The sequence below is a fragment of the Nostoc sp. UHCC 0252 genome (genome assembly GCF_034931145.1).
In the GTDB taxonomy this organism is placed as follows: Bacteria; Cyanobacteriota; Cyanobacteriia; order Cyanobacteriales; family Nostocaceae; genus Nostoc.
Genome location: NZ_JAYGHE010000046.1, coordinates 1 through 10,541 on the forward strand (window position 1 = coordinate 1; position 10,541 = coordinate 10,541).

7 protein-coding genes are annotated in these 10,541 nt (G+C 43.1%); 3 read left to right on the forward strand and 4 right to left on the reverse strand.

Annotated elements, in window-relative coordinates:
- Positions 1–549: 549 nt before the first annotated feature.
- From VB732_RS22610 to VB732_RS22620, 3 genes are all read left to right on the forward strand, one after another.
- Positions 550–834 carry an HU family DNA-binding protein gene (locus VB732_RS22610; protein WP_010998076.1) on the forward strand — a complete coding sequence of 95 codons (285 nt, stop codon included), beginning with the start codon at positions 550–552 and terminating at the stop codon, positions 832–834.
- 26 nt (positions 835–860) lie between these two features.
- Positions 861–1,964 carry a threonine-phosphate decarboxylase CobD gene (cobD, locus tag VB732_RS22615; protein ID WP_323233141.1) on the forward strand — a complete coding sequence of 368 codons (1,104 nt, stop codon included), beginning with the start codon at positions 861–863 and terminating at the stop codon, positions 1,962–1,964.
- A gap of 137 nt (positions 1,965–2,101) precedes the next feature.
- Positions 2,102–3,556 (forward strand): NAD(P)/FAD-dependent oxidoreductase, encoded by a 1,455-nt coding sequence (locus VB732_RS22620; RefSeq protein ID WP_323233142.1) that lies wholly within the window; start codon positions 2,102–2,104, stop codon positions 3,554–3,556.
- Between the two features lie 293 nt (positions 3,557–3,849).
- Here the strand turns inward: VB732_RS22620 and hetF are convergent, their stop codons facing one another.
- The 4 genes from hetF to VB732_RS22640 all read right to left on the reverse strand — a co-directional run.
- Entirely contained in the window at positions 3,850–6,348 is a 2,499-nt protein-coding gene (gene hetF / locus VB732_RS22625) for a cell division protein HetF (protein ID WP_323233143.1), read from the reverse strand.
- A 1,748-nt stretch (positions 6,349–8,096) separates the two neighbouring features.
- Positions 8,097–8,915, reverse strand: a complete 819-nt coding sequence (locus tag VB732_RS22630) for a type 1 glutamine amidotransferase (RefSeq protein ID WP_323233144.1) — start codon at positions 8,913–8,915, stop codon at positions 8,097–8,099.
- Between the two features lie 89 nt (positions 8,916–9,004).
- A complete protein-coding gene (locus tag VB732_RS22635) occupies positions 9,005–10,342 on the reverse strand; it encodes a Mur ligase family protein (protein WP_323233145.1) in 1,338 nt (445 codons plus the stop codon).
- A 9-nt stretch (positions 10,343–10,351) separates the two neighbouring features.
- Positions 10,352–10,541: hypothetical protein (locus VB732_RS22640; RefSeq protein ID WP_323233146.1), on the reverse strand; the 190-nt coding region annotated here is incomplete at its 5' end.

Here is a 10,541-nt window from a genome sequence, read left to right on the forward strand (position 1 = left end):
ACGGCTTGAAGCCGTGGGATTCTTATTTTGTTCAGTCAACTGTTTAAGTTGACACCAATGGGCACTGCCGTGCCCCTACACCGTCTAGTTTTGCGTCAGGACAAGGTATGAGTATTTCTTATCAATGAAGGCAGGAGACACGAGGAAAACTGCCTCCTGTCTCCTTCAATTGCACTTAATAACTCTTTAACATCGGTAATTAATCCCAACAATATTAACTATGTCCCACCTCCCCATTGCCCTGTTATCTTCGCTATCGTGGTTTTCACTAAGTATTTTTTCCTACTTTTAGGGTGGTTTTTAGTGGAACAAGTACCCTAAAATTACAAAAAATCCTGAAATCTATATAAATTAATGGTTTCATCTATCCACATCAGGCTACAACGCCTTAGAATGATTCATTGAAAAGTCGAGCCGATGGGATGTACAGCCGTTTTGAGTAAACATACTCCCAAAGGATGATTTTTGTATTCCCGCGAACAAAGATTTTAGTACAGATGTATTAGATACATCCGTAAAGAATCTCAAGTAAACCTTCAGGAGTTTGACATGAACAAAGGTGAATTAGTTGATGCCGTAGCTGAAAAAGCTAGTGTTACCAAGAAACAAGCGGATGCAGTCTTAACTGCCGCTTTGGAAACGATTATTGAAGCGGTTTCCTCTGGTGATAAGGTAACATTGGTGGGATTTGGCTCATTTGAATCACGGGAACGTAAAGCCCGCGAAGGTCGCAACCCGAAAACAAATGAAAAAATGGAAATTCCAGCTACGAGGGTTCCTGCTTTCTCCGCAGGAAAACTGTTTAGAGAGAAGGTAGCGCCCCCAAAAGCATAGATTCTGTCTTTGGGAACTTTTTTTTAATGCGGCAACCTGCACATGGGGGAAACTTAGCCTGGGCAGCAGCACTGGCTGGCTGTCCCCCTGACGCTATTCTGGATTTTTCTGCTAGCATCAGCCCGTTGGGGCCTCCAAACAGCGCGATCGCTGCTATACTGTCCCAGATTGGTAATCTTAAGCACTATCCAGACCCGAACTATAGTGAACTGAGACTAGCTCTCAGTCACTTCCATCAACTGCCGCCTGAGTGGATTCTGCCGGGTAACGGCTCCGCAGAATTACTCACTTTAGTAGGTAGGGAATTAGCCCAATTAGCCGCGACGATTTTAATCACTCCAGCCTTTGGTGACTACTACCGAACCTTGGCAGCATATAACGCTAATGTGCTGGAGTGTCCTTTGATTAGTTCTGAGCAACGAGTGCTGTTAGCAGAAGCGGGGCGTTTAGCCCGTGCTGAGTTACCAGTTGTACTCAGCACTCAGCACTCAGCACTCAGCACTCACTGGGGGCTATTGCTGAATAATCCCCACAACCCAACTGGAAAGATATTTTCACGGGACACTATTTTGCCCTACTTAGAGCAATTTGCTTTGGTTGTGGTGGATGAAGCATTTATGGATTTTGTGCCGCCCAATGAGGAACAAAGCCTAATTCCGGTGGTGCAAGAATATAGGAATTTAGTAATATTGCGATCGCTGACCAAATTTTACAGTCTTCCAGGATTGCGATTAGGATATGCGATCGCACACCCTGACTGTCTAGCTAAATGGCAGCTATGGCGCGACCCCTGGCCCGTAAACACCCTAGCGGCGGCGGCGGCAATTGCAGCCCTCCAAGATACGGAGTTTCAGCAGCAAACCTGGGCATGGCTACCACCTGCACGAAACCAACTCTTCCAGGGTTTGGCTGAAATACCAGGATTGCAACCCCAAGCAAGTGCTGCTAACTTTTTATTAGTTGAGTCCCAAGAGTCGACTTTGCAGTTACAGCAAAAATTACTCAAGCATCACCAGATTTTAATCCGCGATTGCCTTAGTTTTAAAGAACTAGGCGATCGCTTTTTCCGGGTTGCTGTACGTGAAGAGTCCGATAACCAACGCTTACTAACAGCGTTAAAAGAGAGTTAGGAGTTATAAGTTATAAGTTAGGAGTTATAAATTGAAGAAGGGTTTTAATTCCTAATTCCTAACTCCTAACTCCTAACTCCTAACTCCTAATTCCTAACTCTTAATTCTTAACTCCTAACTCCTAACTTTAAATTCGCGTGACCGTTGACTACGATGTTGTAATTATTGGCGGCAGTCTTGCCGGATACTATGCTGCCCTTGCTGCAACCCAACTACATGCTACAGTTGCCCTGGTGGAACCGAAAGTAGACTACGGGTTTACTGATCACCATGCTCTTACCGAAATCGGTAAACTGGCGCAGAAGTTGAATGATGCCGCTAGTTTTGGTATTCATGCCACACACACTGATACCTCAGAAGAATGCCACATATCTATGGCATGGCAGGAAGCGATGCTGTATGCTCAATGCGTCGCCTCAAATCTCAAAGAACAGCACTCTCCTGCCATCCTAGCTGCGCTGGGGGTAGATATTATCGTTGGCAGTGGTCAATTTCAATCTTCACCCCAACTAGCTTTTGCCGTTAATAATCGCCTACTACGCGCCCGTACCTATTTGCTGGCCAGTGGTTCGCGTCCAGAAATTCCAGAGATTGAAGGATTACAAACCACTGGCTACCTAACCCTATCTAATATTTGGCAATCCTTACAGGGAGCAATATTACGCAAAAATTGGGTAATTATTGGCGGGATTCCCCAAAGTATTGAAATCGCTCAAACTTTAGCGCGGTTTGGTTGCAGTGTGACACTGATAGTCAAGCATCCATATCTTCTACCCACTATTGACCCTGAAATAGCCATATTGCTTCAGGCACAGTTGGAAGTCGAAGGTGTGCGCGTCTTTACTGATACACCAGTAACTCAGGTGAGGCTAATTGAAGATAAAAAGTGGATTCAAGCGGGAGATAAAGCCATTGAAACTGATGAAATTTTAGTGGCTACTGGACAGCAGCCGAATTTTGAATCCCTAAATTTGGCAACAGTAGGTGTGAAATGGCATCGGCGTAGTTTAGTAGTGAATGATAAACTACAAACTACTAACCACCGGATTTACGCCTGTGGTGCTGTCATTGGTGGTTATGATTTTCCAAATATCGCTAATTATGAAGCAAAAATTGCCTTAAACAATGCACTTTTTTTCCCCAGGTTACGAGTAAATTATCGCTCCATTCCTTGGGCAATGTTTTCTGTGCCGATGGTGGCGCAAGTGGGTTTGACAGAGGCGCAAGCAAAACGCCTATTTAGTCGAGATGAAGTTTTAGTTTTGCGACAATATTTTAAAACAGTGGCAGCAGCCCAAATCCGGGATGAAACTACTGGTATATGTAAATTAATTGTGCTACGCAACGGCGAAATTTTGGGAGCTGCGATATTGGGGGCAGAAGCTGGAGAATTAATTAATTTGATTGCCTTAGCAATGTTTCAAAAAATTAAAGTCAAAGATTTAGCAAATCTATCTCCTGTTTATCCCAGTTTCTCAGAGATATTGGAACAAACTGCAAGGGAATGGAGTAAGCAGAATTTAAATAGCAATATTGCTTTGCAAGAGTTTTTAGAAGGCTTCTTCCATTTCCGGCGCAATTGGAATTTGTGAATTATATCATGTTCGACTTAATGCTTATGTCATTGCGAGCGAAGCGCGGCAATCCCAAACTTTTGCGATTGCTTCATTTCACTTCGTTGCATTCGCAATGACATATTATAAGTGATTTGCCGAACATGATATTATACCAATTCAAGTAATCTTTGCGATACATTAATTATTCGTAAGGGCACAACATTGTTGTGCCCCTACCCATCTGTCCCATTCTTTTTTCAAATTGGTATGAGGCGAAATTTTTAGTGATCAATATAATTTGGAACTTTCATTCCCAACTCCTAGTTTTTTCACTCTTGTTCACCTTTTTCCTGAAGGAGCGATCGCCAATCTTCAATCGCCTTTTCTGTCCACAACCAATTTTTAGCTAATCTATCTACCTGGAAATTGACTGGATCGGACTTGAGAACCATTTGCCGCAACTTAATCGCTTCATTAAGATACTGTGTCTGCTTACCATTAGATTGACTACGTGCAGATTTATACAGTCCAAGAGCTAACCCAGCATAAGAAGTTAAAGCATCTTCAGGTGCTGTCTTTGAATCTGGGTTTTGTTCTTTGAGAGTTAAATTCAAAGCCTTGAACCAAGAGTCATTGGCTCGGTTCAGATTGCCTTCTGCGTAGTAGGCAAATCCTAAAGCGTTATTATACAAAGGTAATTCTGGTTGAGCTTTTGCAGCAGTTTCCCAGTAACGGCGGGTATCATCAACGCTATAGTTACTGTCTCCAGTTTGGATTGACTGCCAAGCTAATCGCCCCTTATAAAAGTTTACAGATGGATCGTCAACTTGCTCACTTGGAACCAGTTTAAGAGCAGTTTCCGCCGCAGCTAGTGCGCCACGGTTGAGTAGTTCTTCTACAGCCAATAACCCACTTTGTAAGTCGCCCTGGCTCAATTTTTCTGTAGCAGTCGCGGTGACAATTCCAGTGGCTGCTATCTGTAAGTCGATATTTTGCTGCTTTTGAATGGGTAAAGATTCAGAGGAAATTGCTGGGATCTTAGGTAAATTTACTTGCTGGGAGCGATTTTGCCACCACCAGTTTAAAGCGATCGCAGCAACTAACGCACTAATTCCCACAATTCCTACAATTGGCCATAGTTTGCGGCGTTGGGTACGAGGTCTTGATGAAAGTGGTTGCGATGCCTGGGTTGGGCTATGCCTACGCGAAAGATCAGAATTTTCTAAATTTCCTTCAAATTTCCCAGTAATTGGAGGTGGCGGTGCTGGAACTTCTCCCCACAAATCTCCTTCCTCTCCCAGAGAAGTCATTTCTTCTGAAACCTGACTTTGCTGAAAGTTATTTTCTGGAATTTGTTGATCTAGTTCAGGTGGAAGTTTTTGGTTATCTAGCTGACGAAATAAATCTGAAACTATAGCCGAATCTTCTTCATAACTTGGGTCATCATACTCAATTTCATCTACAAGATCGCCCCAAGTATCCTCACCTAGCCAGTCCAATCCAGAATCACGCGCCAAACCAGAAGGAATCATTTCTTCCATCCCTAAAGGCATGTCGCTATCATCTGCCATAGCAGAGTACATCGCGGAAGTTATTCCTAAAGGCGAAATATACTGATTCCGTGATTCTGCATCGGATAACTCAGTTTCTTCACTGAGAAAACCGTCAAATTCTGGTTGGAGATATAAAATCGGTAATGCCCAGTACGTCTGGTGAGAACCATAGGCAGAAATTAATCCTTGGCGCACCCGACTAACACACAAATCTACCGGATATCCTTGGCTCAAGTTGCGGTAAAACAATTGTGTGAGCGTCAATGCCACTTCATCAGGAATCCGTTCTGACATAGCCAAAACGCTTCTAATTCCGCGTTTTACCAGGCTTTCTGCCAAGTTACGTTCACCAGTATCTCCAGAGGCATCAGATGTAGCTGTGTACGCCCCCAAGCAGGAATTAAACACTGCCATTTGAATATTATTGTTGACGAGCAAACCTGCTAGATCGTCTCCACTTAAGATTTCTGTTAAGCCAGTTCTGCGGCTAACAAGATAAATTTCTCCACCATTACCGCCTAAGTTACTATGACCGGAGTAGTGAAGAACGTGGTATCTACCTTGTTCTAAAGCTTGGGTTAATTCTTCTCGTCCTGGTTGGTCTAATACAGTGAGTTCAATTTCTGGGAAATGATTGTTACCTTCAGCCAGTCGTGATGTTTGACGGTGAAGTTCTGCTTGTAGTTTAATCGCTTCCTGCTTCTGTAAGTCAAGACGGACTTGATCTGAGGGCGAAGCTATTACCATCAATACTTTCACGCTACCCTGTTCTCGTGGTGTGAAAGTATTGCGCCGCAAAGGAGAACCCCCCGAAATGCCACTTTGGAAGCGAGAAAAAGCCACATAAGGGCCAGTAGCTAGAGGGCGATCGCCTGCGTGCATGACTTCCCAAGGTAGACGAGCTAACCTCGTGTCTTTTAGCCCCAAACGCAAGCGTAGTACTTGTTGGTGGTTCTGGGCAATCCCTTGGGCAGTAATCCAACTATCTCTGAGAGTGCCTTGAAATAGGGCGTTATAAAATAGTTGACCCAAGGCCACCAAGTTAACAGAGTTTCTGGCGATATTGCTTTCATGCCCACCAGAAGTAAATGGATCTCCCTGCAAGACTGACTTCAAGGGGTCATTCATCAAATGCCCAGCAGCCATCAACCAATCAGCTACAGGCCAAGTCACCAATTCTTCTGCCAATGGTACCCCAGGCGCGACTTGTTCCGTCCGCACCAAGTAGTCATTTTGCCCTACAGGAGTTACCGAAATGTGGAATTCCTGGGTCACAGTTTCTCTTGTCCGCCTCCTAAATCTGGTTTGAAACACGAAAGTTTCAAGTCGATTTGCTCCCTTTGATAACTTAGATGCATCCCACCCCTGAATGTTTCTGATTCGGTGTTGTTTTGCTTTTCCTGGCTTTACAACTTTATCCGGATCGGATTACTTGGATCTAGAACACTTAATTGGTAGATGCACCTTGATCTTCAACTCCCCTAGTTGGCTAACACCCACTGGGGGTTTTTTTATTTTGGCCAACAACAGCAACTTTTGATGCAGATATTCTCTACCAGAAAATAGTTCTTAATCCTAGAATACTTGATTAATCCTATAGATGTACCTTGATTTTTGACGTATCGCGGAAGTCTTAGGTATATGTTGCAAGAAAAAAAATTGGGTCTTGAGAATCAGGATTTCTGCCCTTGGAGTGAATGTCAGACCAACGGGGCTATGGAATTCTGGAAGTTATTCCCGATGAATTGGCAAAGCTACTTGTTTTTGGCATATCTTGCAAATTTATCCGGAGTATGGTGGTTAAGTCTAGAACATTTAATTGGTAGATGCACCCTGATAACTAGCTCCCCTGGTTGGCTAACACCCACTGGGGGTTTTTTTATGAAGGAAGTAAGCAGTAATTATTTCTGATATCATGTCCGGCTACACAATTGTCATTGCGAACGTTCCACTTTGTTGCACTGGCAATGACATATCAAAAGTAATTTGCCCGAACATGATATGATGCATCAAAGTTTTAAGGCAGCGCACTGGTTATTTAATCAGTAAATATTAGTAAATGCACCCTGATAACTAGCTCCGTTAGCTGGCTAACACTCACTGGGGCTTTTTTCTCTGGTAAATGCTAATTTATCCGGTAGATTGCTCTTTAAGAGTCTCTGGCTTTTAATCCTCATGGAGGCTACCACCTTCCGAATTCGTGCTAGTAGCCTAATAAGGATCATTTACAGATAGAACTTGGAAACAAGATTCTTAAGAATTTGAACTTAAGTTGCACCGATGTCTGATAACTAACCCCTCTGGTTGCCTAATAAGTGCTGAGGCTTTTTTTTGGTGAGCAAACAGCAATAACTTCAACCTCTTGCTAATTTATCCGGTAGTTACCCATTCGCTTTAGAAAAGATGATTGGTAGATGCACCCTGATAACTCACTCCCCTGGCTGGCTAACACCCACTGGGGGTTTTTTTGTAGTTGCGTAGGCTTACCCCTTCGTAGAAATTGCTATCAACCTGATTTTTACAATTTTTCCCGGAAGATAGTGGCTGCCCCTAGAAGACATTAATGGTAGATGCACCCTGATAACTAACTCCCCTAGTAGACTAACATCGGCTGGGGGTTTTTTATTTTAAATAATAACTGACTTTTTTGCAAATTTGTCCTGAGCATGGGGTTTGAACTAAGAACACTTAATTGGTAGATGCACCCTGATAACTAACTCCCCTGGTTGGCTAACGCTCACTGGGGGTTTTTTTTGTTTATCGCCATAACATTCTCTGCTCACTCAATCCCTGATTCGCTTTCTTTTTATTGTGGGCTAGAGATGCCACATCAAAATGATCGCTATGATATCTAATTCACATTCTTAATGTTTTTTCTATATTGTAGGGGGCAGAAGGCAGGACAATAGGGTTTGGTTAAGGCAGGAGACGCGATAAATCGCCGTCTCTACAAAGTACTGATTATTGTAAAAATGGCGATTTATCGCGTGTCATCAAAAAACCTTATCCGAATCCCTGTAAGGTTAAACTTTCACCGCAGCAACACTTGGTAAAGTTACTTTTAACCGCTTAAACATTGCTTCTCGTGCTTGTACAGCAAGATTATCATTTAGAGGTGGCAATACGATCGCTTCCCCGTACTTGAGCCGCAGCGCTGTTTGAATTAACCAATCGGCGACGAAAGGATTTTTTGGTAACAAAGGGCCGTGAGAATAAGTAGCGATCGCATTCTGATAAAATGCTCCTTCTGTCCCATCCTCTCCATTATTTCCCAAACCGTATACCACGCGCCCCAATGCTTCAACTTTCCCCAACTTGGTACGTCCGCCGTGATTTTCAAAGCCTACCAAATATGGCGTGCTACCCGTCATCTCTTTTAAATCTTGCGCTAAACGTGAAGCTGTCACTTCAATTACCAAGTTCCCAATACAGCGCTTAGTATTTTCGCCAGGATGCACGGAAACTAAATCAAGTATTCCTAAACCATCAATCCGTTGTCCTAATCCTGGTTCATAATAATGTCCCAGTAATTGGGGTGAACCACAGGTAAAGACACCTGGGGTTCCATTTTCAATTTTTTCGCGCATTGCATCAGCTTTCGCGCCTTGCAAATCACGCATGACGATTTCTTGCTGACGATCTTGTGCGCCACCACCAACTATGACATCGACAGTTTTAATATCTGCGGCTGTGGAATTTTGATCTAGGGGTAACACTTTAACATCGTATCCCCGCCATTGAGCGCGACGTTCTATAGTAATTACATTACCGCGATCGCCATAAGTACTCATCAGCGTCGGATAAAGCCAACCTATTGTTAATTCCAAATTTTGAGAACTCATATTCGTAATTCGTAATTCGTAATTCGTAATTTGATTGGGTGGTGGGAACTGAGGAATGAGAAAAATTTCTCTAATTCCCACTGTCCAATTTAAAGAATTTTACGACCGGTAAGAACTTCTCGCACTTCTAGCATGGCTGAGTAGGTGGGTAGAATGTGCAGAGTTTCATTCTCTGGTGTATGCTCTAATGCGGTAGCGATCGCTTGTCGCAAATCTTCTTCGACAATTAAATTTATGCTGCTCTCAGGGGACTTTTGGCTGTAACGTAGACGTAGTGCCATATCATAGACGCGATCGCCACTCACTACTAAAGTCCCGCCGCGTTCGACTAATTTCTCGGTATCTACGTCCCAAATCCAGGATACATCAGTGCCATCTGGCGTGCGATCATTTAATACCAGCAGTGTGGTTTTATCTGTGCTTTGAGTAACTACACGAATGGTTTCATTCGTTCCTACAGGATTTTTTGATAACAATATCCGCACGCGTTTACCGTTAATAACTAAATCTTCAGCACGACCAAAGGCAGCTTGAAAGGTGTTAATAGTATCTCTGATTGTTACTTGATCAACTCCTAACTCAATAGCGGCAGTAGCAGCAGCTAAAGTATTGTATTTGTTGTACAAACCAACTAAAATTTGCGACCATTCACTACTTTCTAAAGTCGGTTTACTTTTACTGAAACCACACTTAGGACAAGTAAAATCTCCCAAATGAGACAAATAAACACCCTTGTAATCTAGAGAATGTCCGCATTTGGGACAATAGATAGAATCGACTGCGTGAGGAATAGCTTCTAAATAATTTTCTGGTTCATTTAAGCCAAAGAATAACACCCGTTGCGGTAACTGCTGACCGAGGCTAGATAAAGTTGGGTCGTCAGCGTTGGGAATTACCACTGTTTCTGCTGGTAGGGTGGAAATAACTTTTGTCCAACGCTTACTAATTGTATCGACTTCGCCGTATCTATCAAGCTGGTCGCGGAACAAGTTTAAACAGAGAATAATTCGCGGCTGGAGTGGTGTTAATACTTTCGGTACAATATTTTCGTCAACTTCCAAAATGGCGTAATCAGTATTTAGCGTCCCTAGTAAGTTGGTACTTTCTAACAGCGCCGTCATCAAGCCATTTTCTAGATTTGCACCTGTAGAATTATGAGTTACGCGAAAACCCTTGCGTTCTAGGATTGTGCATAAAAGCAGGGCTGTAGTGGTTTTGCCGTTAGTACCAGCAATTAAAATCACTCCGTTTTTAACTTGCTGACTCAATAATTCTAAAATTCGGGGTTCAATGCGACGAGCAATTGAGCCTGGTAATACACTAGCAGCACCCAGACGGAGCGATCGCACTATAAACGTCACACTTTTTGCCACTGACACCGCGAAACCCAATCGCAGTCTATCTATGAATTGAATTTTGTTTCCCACATCTGTACCCTAGTCTTCTGGCGTTGCTAATTGAAAGTATTTAATTGCAAATTTAATATGCGTGAGTTTAGCGAATCCTGACTGAAAAAGCCAGCCTCTTGATTTTGAGATAGGGGGCAGGGGAGGCAGGGGAGGCAGGGGAAAAAGATATATTTTGGAATGCAACAATGAGTCTTTGATACTCGTGAATGAGTCTTTA

Excerpts from the sequence above, each read along its gene's own strand:
- VB732_RS22610 (WP_010998076.1), top strand. The coding sequence starts at position 550 with ATGAACAAAGGTGAATTAGTTGATGCCGTAGCTGAAAAAGCTAGTGTT.
- cobD (WP_323233141.1), top strand. The coding sequence starts at position 861 with ATGCGGCAACCTGCACATGGGGGAAACTTAGCCTGGGCAGCAGCACTG.
- VB732_RS22630 (WP_323233144.1), bottom strand. The coding sequence starts at position 8,915 with ATGAGTTCTCAAAATTTGGAATTAACAATAGGTTGGCTTTATCCGACG.